Here is a 15,669-nt window from a genome sequence, read left to right as displayed (position 1 = left end):
GTGAAGCTCCTTTTCGCAAAGAGGATCGGCGGGGGCTCAGCCGCGCCGGGCGTCCCGCGTGGCGGGGGCGCCGTCATAGGGTTCTCCCGGCCTCCCTGATGATGAGGGAGGAACACGGTCGCCGGGAGGCTTGGGGTTCGGGTTGAGGTGTTGTTTGATCTGGTCTTCCAGCCACATCGCGGCGTAAGCCTGCACCGACTGGCCGACGAGCGGCCAGAGCATGCCCACGCCCCATCCCAACAACTGCCGGCTGAGTGGCTTCGAGGGCTTCTCAGCCTTTCTTGAAGCCTCGACGACCGGCGGAATGACGGCCGCGAGGGTTTCGGGCGAGATCTCCGCCAGGGCTTGCGGCAGCGGCACGGTTCGCGTTGCGGGTTTGCGACGAGGCACGAGGAAATATCCAACCGCAAGACCGGCGCCGATCGTGATGTAAGGGTGCCTGCGGATGATCGACCGCCAGTCCATCACGCTCTCGACGTCGCTGACGACGTTCGAGACGTCGTAATGCATCTCGTGGCGGATCAGGGCCATCTGGCGGCGGATGTCGTCGACCTGGCTCACGGTTTGGTCACCTCGGCGGGAACCTCAACGTCGGGGCTCGGAGCCGGCGCGGCTTCGAGCGGAAGTCGTCGAGCGAGTTCGGCCCAGAAGACCAGGCCGGCGAGCAATCCAGAGGCGTCGACGGCCAGCGCCAGTCGTGAACCGACGGCCGACATCGCCTGGAGCGCCTGGTCGACGTGAGCGTCGACGGGGACGGTGGGCCAGTCCTTGACCATGATTTCAGAGACGGGTCGCGTCGCCAGGTCGGGGGCGTCGGCCACGGCGAGGGCGACGTCGCGGTCGACGACTACGCCCACCGGTTTGCCCGCGTCGATCACCGGCACCACATCCACGTCCTGCGCCTTGAAGATCATCACGGCCTCCGTGACCGTGCTGAACGGAGAGCAGGTGGCGGCCACGGGGGTCATCACGTCGGAGACGAGCAGGTCTTCAGGCGTCGTCGCGGCGGGAGTGGGTTCGGTCGAACCGGCGCTCATTGGCAAGGCTCCAGGGGTCGGTTCCAGCGACCTGGCCAGCCCGTATTCGGGGCTGCTGTCGCTCGATGTCGGTCATTGACATGCACATCGCATGCCGCCCGGTTCAGGGGCGGCTCGCGTCCACCAGGGCGGGAGCTGCGTCCCCGGACGGGCCCGACGGCGCGCCCTGGACGGCGGAGATGCGTTCGAGGATCAGGGCCCGAGCCGCGGCCAAACTCACCACGAGCCGAGCCGGACGGAAACGCTCGGTCAGCTCGAGCGGCGGGACGTCGTAATCCCAGTAGCCGACCGTGATGGGAGTCTCCGGCCGGCGGGCGTGCATCCGCTTGACGAGATAACGCGCCCGAGTGAGCCCCTCAGGAGGGACGTGCGAGATCAGGATGAGAGCCGGATCCAACTCGCCCACCCTGTCGGTGACCCGCAGCGAGGAGCCGCTGGCCGACATGATGGTCAGCCGAACGCCCGTCGGCTGCAGCAAAACGTTGAGCATCCGCAGGACGAGTGCGTCAGCCCCGCCGCCGGACGCAATTCCCACCAGGGCGGGCGACTCGCCGGCCAGAACCGGCGTTGGAAGCGGTTCAGCGGCGTCGGCGACCTTGGGCGTTAGGATCACGTCGTCGCGCTCGGAAACCTCGTCGATCCAGTCGCGGACGGTCCGCCAGATGAAGGCGACGTCGCGGCCGTCGACGTGCTCGTGGGTGCGGTCCTGCTCGGCGCGAGAGAGAGTCGGGATGACGATCTGGTCGCAGACTTCTTCCAGGGATTTCGTTTTGAGGGCGTCGTCCAGGATCGTCATCGCCCCGTCGACGTCATGACTGAGGACGCGTTGATACCAGCGCAGGTCGTCGCTCACCGAGACGTCGTGGCGGAGCAGGATGCCGAGGGCCTCCAGTCCGGGGATCGACCGCCCGGCGACGGCCAGGCAGACGGTCAGGGCGTTGGCCAGCAGCAGGCCGAGCGGACCCCACAGCCACGCCCAGAAAAGGGCGGAGATCAACAGACCGATCGGCGAGATCCCCGTGGACTTGCCGTAGACCAGGGGCTCGACGCTGTTGACCGCGAGTTCCGCCCCGGCGAACAGGGCCAGCACCAGGGCCGGCTGGGTCCAGCCCGCAAAATGGGCGATCGAGATGAGAAACGGGAACGAAAACGAGAGCAGCGTTCCCAGGTAGGGGATGAATCGACAGAGAGCCGCCAGAAACCCCCAGAGCGCCGGCGACGGCAGGCCGATCGCCCAGCACCCCAGGCCGATCACCAGCCCGAAGCCGGCGTTCACCATGGCCAGCGCCGCGAGGTACGAGCTGAGGTTTTCTCCAATCTGGGAGAGCGTCTTGGTGGTGACCCCGATCCGTCCCCAGCCGACGAGTTGGATGAGCTTGGCCCGGATCTCGTCACGCTCGAAGAGGATGAAGACCACCAGCAGCAGCACGATGCCCCCCATGGCGAGGGCGGACTCGAACGGCCCGAGGAACGCGTGCAGGTTCTCCCAGAAGTCGCTCCCCGAGATGATCCGGACCGGCTGGGCGCGTTCCTCCTCGGCAGCGTTCGATTTCGACAGGCGGGTGACCGCATTCACGATCTTCGCGATCGTCGATTCTTCGCCGGGTCGCAGGCGGGAGACCTTGGCCTGGATGTTCTCCGTGTACTTGGGCACGTCCCGGGCGATGCTGGCGAACTGGCCGCCGACGATGTACGCCGTCGCGCCGACGGCGGCCATGCCGACCAGCAGGACGATCGCCACGCTGAAGACTCGGGGCAGGCCCATGCGTTCCAGGCGGCTCACGATCGGGGCCAGCAGGAACGTGATGAGGATCGCCAGGGCGAGCGGTTTGAAGACGTCGGCGGCGACCGACATCGCGAGGACGATCGTGCCGCCGATCAGGAGGATGCGCAGGAGCCGCGTGGTGGCGACGTCGATGTTCATGGCCGCTAATTCACTCGCACGGATCCCGGAGTCGGGCAGAGATGTTTTTCGCCGCCGTCGTCAGAGGGTTAGCAAACGCCGCGCCGATGCATGGAATCCGCATGCGCGTCGGAAGTCGCCGGGCCGCCCGTCGAGCGGCTCGGCGTACTAAGGAGTTTGCCCGGAACGGGGCCCGTTGCAAGTCTTTACTGGAATTGGCGGCATCGCCGCGCAAGCATGGGCTGGAACCGGCGTCCGCCTCGGCCTTGTTCCCGTCCTCGCAGAGCCGTCGTCACTTCGGCTTGTAGGCCGAGGTGTCGATCTTGTAGTGGGCGATTTTCGCGGAGATGCTCCGACGTGACAGGCCGCTGATCTTGGCGCAACGGCCGACGTGGCCGCGGCACTTCCTCAGGGCTTTGCGCAGGTATCGCTCTTCAAAGCTGGACGTGAGTTCGGAGAGCTGCTCGGTGAGCGGCCGCGCGAGGTCGACGTTCATCGAGGCCCGACGGCCCGTCTTGGGGACGAGGTCGCGCGGGAGGTTCTCGGGCTTGATCTCGCCGTCGCGGGCCGTGACGCTGGCCCGTTCCATCGCGTTTTCAAGCTGGCGGATGTTCCCCGGCCACGAGAAGGCGAGGAGCCGGTCCATCGCTTCCTTCGATATGTGAGCCGCGTTGTGACCCGGCCGCGCGTACTTCTGGGCGAAGTAGGTGGCGAGCATCGGAATGTCTTCGGGCCGGCGTCGGAGCGGGGGAAGCTCGATCTTCACCACGTTGAGGCGGTAATAGAGGTCCTCGCGGAACTTGCCTTCCTTGACGAGGTTTTCCAGCCCCTGGTTGGTGGCGCCGATGACGCGGACGTCGACCTCGATCGGCTGGTTGCCGCCCACGCGCTCGAACTTCCGCTCCTGAAGGACGCGGAGGAGCTTCACCTGCATCGACATGGGGATGTCGGCGACTTCGTCCAGGAAGAGGGTTCCGCCGTGGGCGATCTCGAACCGCCCCTTGCGCTGGCCGGCCGCACCGGTGAACGACCCCTTCTCGTGGCCGAACAGCTCGGATTCGAGGAGGGCCTCGGAGAGGGCCGCGCAGTGGACGGGGACGAAGGGACCCTTGCGGTATTCGGCCGAGGCCTGGTGGATGGCGCGGGCGACCTGTTCCTTGCCGGTTCCGGTCTCGCCCTCGATGAGGACGGTCGTCGTGGTGTCGGCGATGTTGCCGATCAGCTCGAAGATGTCGTACATCTTCGGGCATTTGCTCAGCACGTTCCAGAAACGATGGCGTTCGGTGATCTGCGACCGGAGCGCGGCCAGCTCGTCCTGGAGCGTCCGCTCGCGGAGAGCTCGCTCGATGAGCAGGCAAAGGTGCTGGGGGTCCGGCGGCTTGGTGAGGAAGTCGTAAGCGCCCATCCGCATGGCGTGGACGGCGTCGTCGATGCTGCCGTGGCCGGTCGTCACGATGACGGTGACGGGGAGCCGGCGAGCCTGGATCTCGCCGATCAGCTTCAGGCCGTCGACCTTGGGCATCCTCAAATCGGTGACGACGATGCTGTACGGCTTCTTGTCGAGCATCTCCAGGGCCTGGGCGCCGTCGGCCGCGAGGTCGACCTCGATTCCCAGCGCCATGTTGAGGAGTTGCTGAAACGAGGTGCGGGTGTCCTCCTCGTCCTCGACGAGCAAAATACGTCGAACCGGCTCGACGGTTGAGGCTGTCGCGGCGGCGTCCTTGGGGTCGGGCTGAACGGCTGAAGTCACTCGCTACGCTCCTGGGCCGGTCGGCCTCTGGCGGTCGTCGGGGCCAGGTTCAATCCTATCACAAACGACGCGCCCCGAGTCAGTAGCCGAAGAAGACGGCCGAGGATCCAACGGACATGGTTTGCGGAATAAGGTTTGCAGTTTCAAATCCTCCGGGACGGCTCGTGGAAGCGACGCAAGGGGCGACCCGAAACAGGCCACTTCATCAGACGGGCGGAACGGCGGATGACGACCGAAATGCAATCTGACGCCGACCCCGACGCCGCCTTTGCGGAGGCGCTGCCACACATTGTTTTCACCAGCCTGCCGGACGGCCGACCGGATCGCTGCAATAAACGATGGCGCGATTACGTCGGCGCGACCTCCCCCGGCGACTGGGCCGACCGCCTCCATCCCGAGGACCGCTCACGCCGCGATGAATGGGCCGAGGCGACGCGAGCCGGGCGTCTTTTCGAGACGGAGTGCCGACTGCGCGACGGGGCAGGGGGGCACCGTTGGTTCTTGATCCGGGCTGTTCCGCGGTTCAACGCCGCCGGCGCGGTCGACTCATGGCTGACGACCGGGACCGACGTCGACGGCTTGGTGCGGACCCGCGAGGAGTTGCGGCGAAGCAACGCCGCCCTGGAACGCTTCGCCGCGATCGCCGCCCACGACCTTCAAGAACCCGTTCGGAAGGTGAGGGCCTTCGGCGAACGGATCGCGGCCGGCGGTGGGATCGACGATCGGTCGCGCGGGCATCTGGGACGGATCATCGCCGCGGCGGCTCGAATGCACGAGCTTGTGCACGGCCTTCTCTCCCTGGCGCGGGTTTCGGGAGGGGCGCGAGTGCAGACGCACGTCGACCTCGGGGCGATCGCTCGCGAGGTGGTCGACGATCTGGGGGCGACCATCGAACGCTCCGGGGCTCATGTCGAGGTCGGTCCCCTGCCGACCATCCGTGCCGATGCGGTCTTGATGCGCCAGCTTCTTCAGAACCTGATCGCCAACGCGTTGAAGTTTCACCGACCCGGCCAGGTTCCTTCGGTGCGGGTGTCGGTCCGCGAGGCGGTTGAGGACGGCCCGGCGTGGGTCCTGGAGGTGGCGGACGACGGCATCGGCTTCGACCAGAGGGAGGCGTCGCGGATCTTCGAGCCGTTTCAGCGGCTTCACGGTCGCAGCGCGTACCCGGGATCGGGGCTGGGGCTGGCGATCTGCCAGGGGGTGGTCGACCGTCACGGCGGGACGATCGCCGCCGAGAGCGTGCCGGGCGTAGGTTCGGTCTTCCGGGTGGTCTTGCCGGCCGAGCCTCCGGCCGAGGAGGCTGTCGGGTTATGATGCGGATGGACCAGCGGCGAAGTTGGGTTTGAGGAGAGACGGCGCATGCAGGGCAAGACGATTCGCCTGATGCTGATCGACGACGACGAGGAGGATTACATCCTCGCCCGCGATCTCCTGGCGGAAATCGCCGACGTCCGCTTCGAGTTGGACTGGCTCGCCGACGCCGATCGCGCCGTCGAAGCCGTCTGCGAGGGCTCGCACGATCTTTATCTGATCGATTACAGCCTGGGGGATCGCGACGGCCTAAGCGTCATCCGGGAGGCCGTCGCCCGGGGAGCCCCCGCGCCGATGATCCTGCTGACCGGCCTGCACGAACGGACCATCGATCTGGACGCCATGCGCGCCGGCGCCGCCGACTTCCTGGAGAAGAACCGGCTCAGCGCCACGCTCCTGGAGCGTTCGATCCGCTACAGCCTTCAGGAGAAGGCCCACGCCGAGGACATGGAGCGTCGGGTCGTCGAACGCACGGCCGAACTGGCCCGCGCCAACCAGGCCCTCCGCGAGGTCGACCGTCGCAAGAACGAGTATCTCTCCACCCTTGCGCACGAGCTGCGCAATCCCCTGGTGCCGATCCGTAACGCCCTGGAGATCATGCGGTTGGCCGGCGACGATCCGAACGTCGTCGAGAACAGCCGGGCCATGATCGAGCGCCAGGTCAAACACATCGTCCGCCTCATCGACGACCTGATGGTCGTGGCCCGAATCTCGCGCGGGTTGATCAAGCTCAAGCTTGAATCAGTGGCGGCAGGGCGCGTGGTGGAGACCGCCACGGAGAACGTCCGGCCGTTCCTCTCCAGGAATCGTCATGAGTTAGAAGTGACGATACCCGAGGAGCCCGTCCTGCTTCAGGCCGATTCCGAGCGGATGGTGCAGGTGGTTTACAACCTCCTGCACAACGCGGCCAAGTACACCCAGGCCGGCGGCCATATCCACCTCGACGTTGGCCGCGAGGGGGACGGGGTTCTTTTCCGCGTGCTGGACGATGGACCGGGCATCCCCGAGGACATGCTTGAAGCCGTCTTCGAGATCTTCACCCAGGTCAAGCGTGAGGGAGACGACGGCGTGGCCAGCGGCCTGGGAGTCGGCCTTTGGCTGGTCAAACGACTGGTCGAGCTTCACGGGGGTCACGTCCGGGCCCGCTCAGGTCCTGACGGCAAGGGGAGCGAGTTCGTCGTCTGGATCCCATGCACTCCGCCCGAGGCGTCCGTTTGAACGGATCGGCGCCGCATTTGCTTTTGAAGTTCTCTGATATCGAAATATCGGCGATTTCAGGAGCATGATGAAATGACCGCTCACACCGCTCGTCAGGGGGAGTGTTCCTGGCTCCACAGCATCAAGGGGGCCCTCTCCCGATTGTTTTCCAGAGCGACGCCGGCCGCGAAGACGCCGCCCCATGTTGAGATCGATCGTCCGATCGTCTCCGAGGAGATGGTCGACGAGGCGTCGGAGGACTCATTCCCCGCCAGCGATCCGCCGAGTTACACCGGAACCCGTCTTTAAGTGGAATCGTCCTGGCGGACCGTCTAGAATCAGCCGCGCCGCGATAGGCCGGGAACTGGTCGTGTGGGACGATGCCTCTTAGATCGGCGCCGGACTTTCGATCACCTCATGCCGGGAGAAAAGGACCATGGGGATCTGCGAAGTCTGCGGCAATAGTTATGAGAGAGCCTTCTCCGTCACGATGGACGGCGTGGATCATACATTCGACTGCTTTGAATGCGCGATTCACGCACTGGCTCCGGCCTGCGCCCACTGCGGGTGCCGGGTGATCGGCCACGGCGTCGAAGAAGAGGGCGAAATCTATTGCTGCAACGCCTGCATCCGCTATGAGGACAGGGCCGGGCGTCCTGAAGATCACGGCACGATTGTTGCGGATCCAGCCAGTCATCGGCCTGCGGCCTTCGCGGAGCCTTCGTGACGTTCCAGTATGTGGCGAGGAGTGACTTCCATGGCGGATTCAAAAACGCCGCTTGAGCGCGCGATGACTCTCGCGGCCGTCAGCGGACTGAAGGCGACGTTGGGCCCCGCGCTGCTGGAGACGTCGCGGCGGACGTCCCGCAGCAACAACTGGGTGCTCGCCGCGCTCGGCGAGATGGCTCTGGACAAGGTGGGGCTGTTCACGCGGCGGTATCGACCGATGTTGATGGTTCCTCACGCCCTCGCCGGCGCGTACGCCGCTCGTGAGAGCATGCGACGCGACGGCGTCGCCGATGATCGGACGGTCCCGATCATGGGCGCCGTGGTCGCCGCCGGCGTGGCCAGCGTCGCCCCCATCGCCCGAATGGCCCTGAACAAGGGTTTGGGAGTCAATGACGCCGTGATCGGCCTGGCCGAAGACTATCTCGCCTTGAAGTTCGGCGGCGAGGCTGTCGGGCTGTCGATCGAGGAGATGGGGGAAGCGGCCAAGGAGGCGATCAGCGATCTTCGCGACAAGGTCGCCCCTGACCTGGAAATCCCGGCGCTGCCCGGTTCGGAACCCGACCCAATTCCTAGCCACATCTGAGAACGACGCCTGGTTGTTCGAAATAAGAACGCCGCGGCCCCTTCGACAGAGGAGGCCGCGGCGTTCTTCGTTGGTCGTTTCGGTCCGAGTCTACTTACCCAGGATGTTGTGCAGCCAACCCCGGGAGATGTAGTCGGAGGTGAGGAAGGCGAGCAACAGACCCACCCAGAGGAATGAGCCCGCGGCGATCACCCAGGTTAGCGGTGCGCTGTAGTAGACGTGCATGAAGAACAGCACGATCAGCACGGCTTTGATCATGGCGATGGTCATGGCGACGATCAGGTGGCCCGACCGGCTCAGGGGCAGCTCGGAAGCCAAGACGGTCGCAAACAGCAACAGACCCAGCAGGATGAAGATGATCCGATACGTCTTCACCGGCGTGATATGGTGCGTGATATGGTGCGCCGTCTTCGATTGTCCAAGATGAGGATGACTGCTCATTGGTCGTGATCCACCTGTCATTCAATCAGGTAAAGCAACGGGTAGAGGAACACCCAGACGACGTCGACGAAGTGCCAGTAAAGCCCCAGCGACTCGGTCTGCGTCTGGCCGTAGCCGGAGAACCACTTGAAATGGGTCAGCAGGGCGAAGAGCACCACGGCGGCGATGCCGACGATCATGTGGAACGCGTGCACTCCCGTCATGAAGAAGTACAGCACGAACATCAACTGGAATCGCCCCTTCTCGCGTTCGAGCTTGACGGGGTCGACGTGGCCGTCGGTCTTCTCAAGGTATTCCTTGAGGTGCTCCTCGTCGTGGTCAGGGACGACGAAGTGCTTGCCGGGGAACAGGTGGTGGTCGATCTCGGCCTTCCACTCAAAGACCTTGACGCCGAGGAACGCCGAGCCGAGCACGGCGGTCCACAGCAGGTTGCGGACGATGGCCCTGCGATCGCCGGTCTGGGTCGCCCGGACGGCCAGGGCCATGGTCAGCGAGCTGGTCAGCAGGACGAGCGTGTTGGCGAACCCCCACCACTTGTCCATGTGCCGGCTGGCCAGGTGGAAGGCCTCAGGCGAAAGGCCGCGATACACGGCGTAAGCCGCGATGAGGCCGCTGAAGAACATGACCTCGCTGACCAGAAAGAACCACATGCCCAGGGTGGAGGACAGGTTCTGCTGCTCCAGGTCGTCGAAGTGCGACAGAAGGATCTGTCGCCCCGAGTCAGGCGCTGTGGACGTGCTGGGCGTGTGCATATTCCCGTTCCGCCTCCTCGGGCGAGTACAAATAGGGTTCGCAGGTGACCAGGACCGGTTCGTGGAAGTTGTGGGTGGTCGGCGGCGATTCGATCTGCCATTCCAGACCGGTGGCGCCCCAGGGGTTGTCGCCGGCGTTCTTGGGCTGACGGAGCGAGAGCCCCAGGTAGATCATCGGCATCAGCATGCCGACCGCGAGGACCGTGGCGCCGGCCGTCGACATGACGTTGAGGACCTGGAACTCCGGCCGATACTCGAAGTAGCGGCGGGGCATGCCCAGGTAGCCCAGCAGGAACTGGGGGAAGAAGGTCAGGTTGAAGCCGACGAAGACCAGCAGCGCGGAGAGCTTGCCCCAGATTTCAGGGTAGGTCCGGCCGGAGATCTTGGGCCACCAGAAGTGGATGCCGCCCAGGTACGCCATCACCGTGCCGCCGACCATGATGTAGTGGAAGTGGGCGACGACGAAGTAGGTGTCGTGGACGTGGACGTCCAGCGCCAGCGAGGCCAGCATCAATCCGGTGAGGCCGCCGATGGTGAACAGCCCCATGAAGCCCAGGGCGTAGAGCATCGGGGTGTCGAACGAGAGCGACCCCTTGTAGAGGGTGGCCGTCCAGTTGAACACCTTGATGGCCGAGGGAATGGCCACCAGGAAGCTGAGGATCGAGAAGACGGCCCCGGCGTACATCGACTGCCCGGAGACGAACATGTGGTGTCCCCAGACCAGGAAGCCGAAGATCGCGATGGCGACGCTGGCGAAGGCGACGAACCGGTAGCCGAAGATCGGCCGCCGGGCGAAGCAGGGGATGATCTCCGAGATCACGGCGAACCCGGGGAGCACCATGATGTACACGGCCGGGTGCGAGTAGAACCAGAAGAGGTGCTGGAAGAGGACCGGGTCGCCTCCCAGCCTGGGGTCGAAGACGCCGACGCCGAAGAACTTCTCCAGGCCCACCAGCACGATCGAGATCGCCAGGACGGGGGTCGCCAGGACCATGATCAGAGCCGTCGCATAGTGCGACCAGACGAACAGCGGCATCCGGAACCAGGTCATCCCCGGGGCCCGCATCGTGTGGACGGTCACGATGAAGTTGAGGCCCGTCAGGATCGACGAGAAGCCGGTGATGAAGACCGCCACGGCGGCCGTCAGGACCATCGAGTTCGAGTACATCGAGCTGAACGGCGTGTAGAACGTCCAGCCGGTGTCGATCCCGCCGTGCATCAGGATCCAGACGCCCATGATCCCGCCGACCATGTAGACGTACCAGCTCAGCAGGTTGATCTTCGGGAACGCCAGGTCGCGGGCCCCGATCATCAGCGGCAGCAGAAAGTTCCCCAGCACCGACGGGATCGCCGGGACCAGGAAGAAGAAGATCATGATCACGCCGTGCATCGTGAACATGCGGTTGTACGTGTCGGGCGACCCCAGCACGTCGCCGCGAGGCGTCATCAACTCCAACCGCATCAGGCCCGCAAGGACGCCGCCGGCGATGAAGAAGATCGTCACGGAGATCAGGTACAGGATGCCGACGCGTTTGTGGTCGGTCGTCAGCAGCCACGACTTGACCGTGGACTCCGACAGGTAGTCCGCCGGCGGCCCGTCGTGATGGGCCTGGGCCGAGGCGCTCATTGGGCGGTCTCCGGGGTGGCGTTGGCGTTCGAGATCGACTTGATGTATTCGATGATCTTCAAGAGATCGGGCTCGCTGATCTGGTCCTTGAAGGACGGCATGATCGGCTCGTAACCGGCGACCACCTGCTTCTTGGGGTCGAGGATCGAGTCGCGGATGTAGAGATAGTCAGCCGTGGCGAATTCCACGTTGTTGCCGTTCTGAATCGGCACGGGCTTGCCGTACACGCCTTCCAGCCTGGGGGCGTGGACGATCTGGCTGCCGCGGTGGCAGCCGGCGCAGTGGTTCTGGACGAACAACCGCTCGCCCTCCTCGGCCTGCGACGGGCCCGAGCCCTTCTCGGTGAGCCAGTGCTCGTAGTCGGCCGGTTCCATGACGTGGACCTTGCCGATCATCACCGAGTGGTTCGTGCCGCAGTACTCGGCGCAGAAGAGGTTGTACACCCCCACCTTAGTGGGCTCGAACCAGAGTGAGGTGTATCGTCCCGGCAGCACGTCCTGCTTGATGCGGAAGGCCGGGATGTAGAAGCTGTGCAGCACGTCCTGCGACGTCATGTTGAGCTTCATCGGCCGACCCAGCGGGACGTGCAGCTCATTGGTCTCGGAGCGGCCCTGGGGGTGCTGGAGGTACCACATCCACTGCTTGCCGACGACGTCGATCTGGGCCGCGTCGGGCGGAGCCTCGTACAGGTCGAAGAACAGGCGCGTCGACCAGACGAACATGATCAACGACAGAATCAGCGGGACGCCGATCCAGACCACCTCCATCGCCTTGCTGTGAGTCGGCGGGTGGCTTCGGTCGACCGGGTTGCCGCGGCGGAAACGCACGCAGAAGGCCAGGACCAGCAGGCCGATCATCAACGTGAAGAAGACGACGACGCCTAGCTCGAAGAGCATCAAGGCGTCCAGCTTCGGCGCGTTGACCGAGGCCTGGTCGGGAAGCAGGGGGAAATCCCACATGGATGAAATACCTTCGTTTCAGATCCGAGGGCCTTCGACGGCAGCCGCCGGGGCCGCGTCGGGGGGCCCGTCCCCGGTCCGCCCCCGGCGCTCGCGCCGGAACATCAGGAAGAGATACAGGCCCAGCGACAGAGCCGTCAGCGTCCCGAACGCCCGCAGCAAGCGGACGATCGAGAGCGTGTACTTGCCCGTCGCCGCGTCGTAGTCGTAGCAAAGCAGTAGCAGGGCGCCGATCTTCGAGCCGACCCGCCCTTCGGCGGCCGCCCGGACGGCGGCGTCGAGCTCCTTGGGCGGGTAGTCGATGCCGAAGAAGTACTGCGAGGTCCGGCCTTCGGGGGTGAGGACGACGATCCCCGCCGCGTGGGCGAACTGCTTGGTGGTCGGGTTCTGGACGTACTGAAATCCAACAGCGTTGCAGAGGGCGTCGATCGAGTCCTTGCGGCCGGTGAGGAACTTCCATCCCGCCTCGGTCCCCGGGCGGTCGTACCGCTCCAGGTAGCCGAGCTTTTTCTTCTTGGCGGATTCAGGGGTGTCCTCCGGGTCGATGCTGACGGCGAGGACGTCGAAATCGACGCCCGCCAGCAGCGGCAGCGGCTTGAGGCTGCGGGTCAGACCTGCGAGCACCTGATTGCACAAGAGCGGACAGCGGTGGAAGACCAGGGCCAGGACGACCGGACGACGGCCGAAGCACGATGAGAGCGAGACCTCGCGCCCTTCCTCATCGATGAACGTCGCGTCCATCGGAATCTGCGATCCCAGCTTTTGCTCGAACTTGACCTTCGACGCCGTGCTCTCGAACGCCGAAGGGTCCGAGACCGGAGTCGGCCGGGGCGCGGCCGGGTCGATCGGCTCGTCGCCGACGACCGAAGGCGCCGCGGCCAGCAACAGGCCGGCGGTCAGCAGGGTGAGGATCGGGAGCGAGTGCCGGTTCATGGTTTGGGTTCCGAAGCCGGCGCGGCCGCCGGCGACGGTGCGGCGGGCAGTCCGATCTTGGGAGTGTTGGACGAACCGGGTTGAGGGTGGAACTGGTCCATCACGCCGCGCTCGGGGAGGCCCTTCTCCGCCAGGATCGAGATGGCTCGATCGATCGGGATGTGGGCCGACTTCTTCGCGGCGTCGTTCCAGCCGTACGATTCGAGCCGGGCCTTGGCCTCGGCGACGATCTCGTGAGTCTCCAGCTCCGGATGGGCCTGGAGCACGGGCGCCGGCGGCGGCTGGTCCTTGGAGAACCGCAGCGAGAGCCGGTCCTTGTCCAGCGCGGCCTCTTCCGACTGGAAGTGGCCCATGACCAGGCTGATCACCCAGAACGTGACCGCGCAAAGGCCGATCAGGACGCCCGTGTTGACCAGGACGCCGCGGATGTCCAGATCGGTGTCCTCGTGGAACTCCTCGAGGTCGTGGTGTGCGACGAAGCGGCCCTGGGGAACCTTGTCCCCCTCCAGCATGCTGGGGTCGATCTCGCTCATAGGACGGCACCTCCGGTGTGCTGCTGGTGTGCGTGGGCGTGGGCTCGGTCGCGCTCCAGGGCCTCAACGACGCGGGGGTCGCGGAGGGGGACAAGCGGAGCGGTCCGCAGCCGTCGGATGAAGGCGGCGACCCAGATCCCGCCGACGCCGGCCAGGGCGGCGGCGTACCAGAGCAGGCTTCCCCAGGCGAACGAGTCGCCCTCTTCGCCGTGCGGGCCGGGGATCTTGCCGAAGCCGGGAACGATCACCCAGAAGAGGTCGACCGCCCGCATCACCAAAATCCACGAGGCGATCGGCAGAATCCAGTTGGCGTCGCGCTTGTGCGACCGCTGGAGCAGAGCGAGGAACGGGGCGAAGAAGCCGAAGGCGATCAGGCCCAGGGCGATCGCGCCGTAGATCCCGAAGACGCGGCGCTGGTAGTAGACCACTTCTTCCGGCAGGTTCCCCAACCAGGTGATGAGGAACTGCGAGAACGACATGTAGGCCCAGAGCATGGTGAAGGCCAGCATCAGGTTGCCCAGGTCGTTGAGCCGGCCGACGGTCAGCGCCGAGTGGATCGGCTCATACTTGCCGTTGCGGATCGAGAAGACCGCGGCCAGGGCCAGCGTCGACAGGATTGAGCCGACGATGAACAGGGCGCCGTAGATGGTCGAGTACCAGTCGGGGTCGCGGGACATGCCCCAGTCGAACGACGCGAAGGACGCCGTCAGGAACATGAAGACGGTGGCCGGTCCGGCGACGGCGTTGAGCCGACGGCTGGGGGCCTTGTCGGCCGCGTCGTCCTGCTGGCGGGACCAGGCGTTGACGATGTAGGCGGCGGCGGTCGCGATCGCGAAGTAGATCACGGCGCGCAGGGTGAAGGAGCCGGGGTTCAGCCAGTGCACCTTGTTGGCGACGTGGTGGTTCGCGTCGACGACCGCCTTGTCGGCCCAGGCGTAGGTGTACCCGAGACCGAGCAGGATCGGCACGAAGAACAGGGCCATGAGGACGATCAGCGACCCAGCCGCCTCGAACGACCGCCGGTGGGGCACAGCCCACGAGCCGCCGGTGAGTTGGTGCAGCAGGCAGAGCCCGATCGATGCGAACGAGACGCCGGTCCACAGGAGGAAGGCGGCCAGGTACGACGGGAAGAACGCCGCGGGGGCGATCACGGCCCCGGCCACGCAGGCGGCCAGTCCGACGAGCCCGATGCGGCCGGCCGTCGATTGGATCAGGTCGAATCGGGTTTCGAGTTCGGCTGAGGCGCGGGCGCCGTTGGCTTCGATGCTCATCGGGCGGCCTCCTGGAGCTTGCTTTGGTCTTCGGGAGGCAGCTCGGAGGGGACGGCGCCCTGGCTGAGCTGGAGGGCCCGGATGTAGGCGGCGATCTTCCAACGGTCCTGAGGGGCGATGCGGGCGGCGAACGAGTACATCGCGCCGTGGCCGTTGCTCATGACCTGGTAGAAGTGCCCGATCGGCGAATCGACCAGGCGGGCCTCCGTGTACGCGGGGGGCTTGGTGAAGCCTCGCTGAACGATCACGCCCCGACCGTCGCCGGCGATGCCGTGGCAGGGGGTGCAGTAGATGTTGTAGCGGTTCCGGCCGCGTTCGAGGGCTTCCCGATCGATGGGGAACGGGGTGACCTTGGACGGCAGGCCGTCCTTGAGGCCGGTGACCAGCAGGTCGCGGTCTTCGACCTTCGGCAACCCTCGGGGGTCCTCGTGGGGGACGGTCCCCTGGACCAGCGGTCGAGACGCTGCGCCGTTGGCGAACAACGGGCTGGCCTCGTAGGGCTCGTATTTGGCCTGGTCGTACATGTCGGTGCAGCCCGGCGCGACGGCCAGCAGCGCGGCGAAGGCGGCGGCGAGCCGGATCGGCCGGCGGGCCTTCGCGTTCCAGGCGCGGGTGGTTGGGATGTTCGGGAGCATCGTGGGCG

Annotated in this window: 17 protein-coding genes; 5 read left to right on the top strand and 12 right to left on the bottom strand. The window is 65.7% G+C overall.

Annotated features, from left to right (window positions below):
- Positions 1-36 precede the first annotated feature (36 nt).
- The 4 genes from G5C50_RS25735 to G5C50_RS25720 form a co-directional block, all read right to left on the bottom strand.
- Positions 37-561, bottom strand: a complete 525-nt coding sequence (locus tag G5C50_RS25735) for a hypothetical protein (protein WP_165073842.1) — start codon at positions 559-561, stop codon at positions 37-39.
- Positions 558-1,037 carry a CBS domain-containing protein gene (locus tag G5C50_RS25730; protein WP_165073841.1) on the bottom strand — a complete coding sequence of 160 codons (480 nt, stop codon included), beginning with the start codon at positions 1,035-1,037 and terminating at the stop codon, positions 558-560. The genes G5C50_RS25735 and G5C50_RS25730 overlap by 4 nt, the downstream gene beginning before the upstream one ends.
- Positions 1,038-1,140: 103 nt before the next feature.
- Entirely contained in the window at positions 1,141-2,961 is a 1,821-nt protein-coding gene (locus tag G5C50_RS25725) for an AI-2E family transporter (protein ID WP_165073840.1), read from the bottom strand.
- Positions 2,962-3,232: 271 nt separating this feature from the next.
- On the bottom strand, positions 3,233-4,690 hold the full coding sequence (locus G5C50_RS25720) for a sigma-54-dependent transcriptional regulator (RefSeq protein WP_206107855.1): 1,458 nt from the start codon (positions 4,688-4,690) through the stop codon (positions 3,233-3,235).
- Positions 4,691-4,927: 237 nt separating this feature from the next.
- Here G5C50_RS25720 and G5C50_RS25715 point away from each other — a divergent pair, with 237 nt between their 5' ends.
- The 5 genes from G5C50_RS25715 to G5C50_RS25695 all read left to right on the top strand — a co-directional run bounded on the left by G5C50_RS25715 (position 4,928) and on the right by G5C50_RS25695 (position 8,510).
- Positions 4,928-6,004, top strand: coding sequence for a PAS domain-containing sensor histidine kinase (locus G5C50_RS25715; RefSeq protein ID WP_206107854.1), 1,077 nt, complete (start codon positions 4,928-4,930; stop codon positions 6,002-6,004).
- Between the two features lie 45 nt (positions 6,005-6,049).
- On the top strand, positions 6,050-7,219 hold the full coding sequence (locus tag G5C50_RS25710) for a hybrid sensor histidine kinase/response regulator (RefSeq protein WP_165073838.1): 1,170 nt from the start codon (positions 6,050-6,052) through the stop codon (positions 7,217-7,219).
- 72 nt (positions 7,220-7,291) lie between these two features.
- Positions 7,292-7,507 carry a hypothetical protein gene (locus tag G5C50_RS25705; RefSeq protein ID WP_165073837.1) on the top strand — a complete coding sequence of 72 codons (216 nt, stop codon included), beginning with the start codon at positions 7,292-7,294 and terminating at the stop codon, positions 7,505-7,507.
- Between the two features lie 127 nt (positions 7,508-7,634).
- Positions 7,635-7,925 carry a hypothetical protein gene (locus tag G5C50_RS32415; protein ID WP_206107853.1) on the top strand — a complete coding sequence of 97 codons (291 nt, stop codon included), beginning with the start codon at positions 7,635-7,637 and terminating at the stop codon, positions 7,923-7,925.
- Between the two features lie 30 nt (positions 7,926-7,955).
- Positions 7,956-8,510, top strand: coding sequence for a hypothetical protein (locus G5C50_RS25695; protein ID WP_165073836.1), 555 nt, complete (start codon positions 7,956-7,958; stop codon positions 8,508-8,510).
- Positions 8,511-8,600: 90 nt separating this feature from the next.
- Here G5C50_RS25695 and G5C50_RS25690 read toward each other — a convergent pair whose 3' ends face one another.
- From G5C50_RS25690 to G5C50_RS25655, 8 genes are read right to left on the bottom strand one after another with little or no spacing between them, the layout of a single operon-like run.
- On the bottom strand, positions 8,601-8,951 hold the full coding sequence (locus G5C50_RS25690; RefSeq protein ID WP_206107852.1) for a cytochrome C oxidase subunit IV family protein: 351 nt from the start codon (positions 8,949-8,951) through the stop codon (positions 8,601-8,603).
- Between the two features lie 17 nt (positions 8,952-8,968).
- A complete protein-coding gene (locus G5C50_RS25685; protein WP_240907363.1) occupies positions 8,969-9,703 on the bottom strand; it encodes a cytochrome c oxidase subunit 3 family protein in 735 nt (244 codons plus the stop codon).
- A complete protein-coding gene (ctaD, locus tag G5C50_RS25680) occupies positions 9,672-11,330 on the bottom strand; it encodes a cytochrome c oxidase subunit I (RefSeq protein WP_165073834.1) in 1,659 nt (552 codons plus the stop codon). The genes G5C50_RS25685 and ctaD overlap by 32 nt, the downstream gene beginning before the upstream one ends.
- Positions 11,327-12,289 carry a cytochrome c oxidase subunit II gene (coxB, locus tag G5C50_RS25675; RefSeq protein WP_165073833.1) on the bottom strand — a complete coding sequence of 321 codons (963 nt, stop codon included), beginning with the start codon at positions 12,287-12,289 and terminating at the stop codon, positions 11,327-11,329. Before coxB ends, ctaD begins: the two co-directional genes overlap by 4 nt.
- A gap of 18 nt (positions 12,290-12,307) precedes the next feature.
- Positions 12,308-13,222, bottom strand: a complete 915-nt coding sequence (locus G5C50_RS25670; RefSeq protein ID WP_165073832.1) for an SCO family protein — start codon at positions 13,220-13,222, stop codon at positions 12,308-12,310.
- Complete coding sequence (locus G5C50_RS25665) at positions 13,219-13,755, bottom strand: hypothetical protein (protein ID WP_165073831.1); 537 nt, start codon at positions 13,753-13,755, stop codon at positions 13,219-13,221. Before G5C50_RS25665 ends, G5C50_RS25670 begins: the two co-directional genes overlap by 4 nt.
- On the bottom strand, positions 13,752-15,026 hold the full coding sequence (locus G5C50_RS25660; protein WP_165073830.1) for a hypothetical protein: 1,275 nt from the start codon (positions 15,024-15,026) through the stop codon (positions 13,752-13,754). Before G5C50_RS25660 ends, G5C50_RS25665 begins: the two co-directional genes overlap by 4 nt.
- Positions 15,023-15,661 (bottom strand): c-type cytochrome, encoded by a 639-nt coding sequence (locus G5C50_RS25655; protein ID WP_165073829.1) that lies wholly within the window; start codon positions 15,659-15,661, stop codon positions 15,023-15,025. Before G5C50_RS25655 ends, G5C50_RS25660 begins: the two co-directional genes overlap by 4 nt.
- Between the last annotated feature and the right edge of the window lie 8 nt (positions 15,662-15,669).

It is taken from the genome of Paludisphaera rhizosphaerae (assembly GCF_011065895.1).
GTDB lineage: Bacteria > Planctomycetota > Planctomycetia > Isosphaerales > Isosphaeraceae > Paludisphaera > Paludisphaera rhizosphaerae.
Note: the sequence above shows the minus strand (reverse complement) of the source record. Positions and strands in the feature narration are given on the sequence as shown.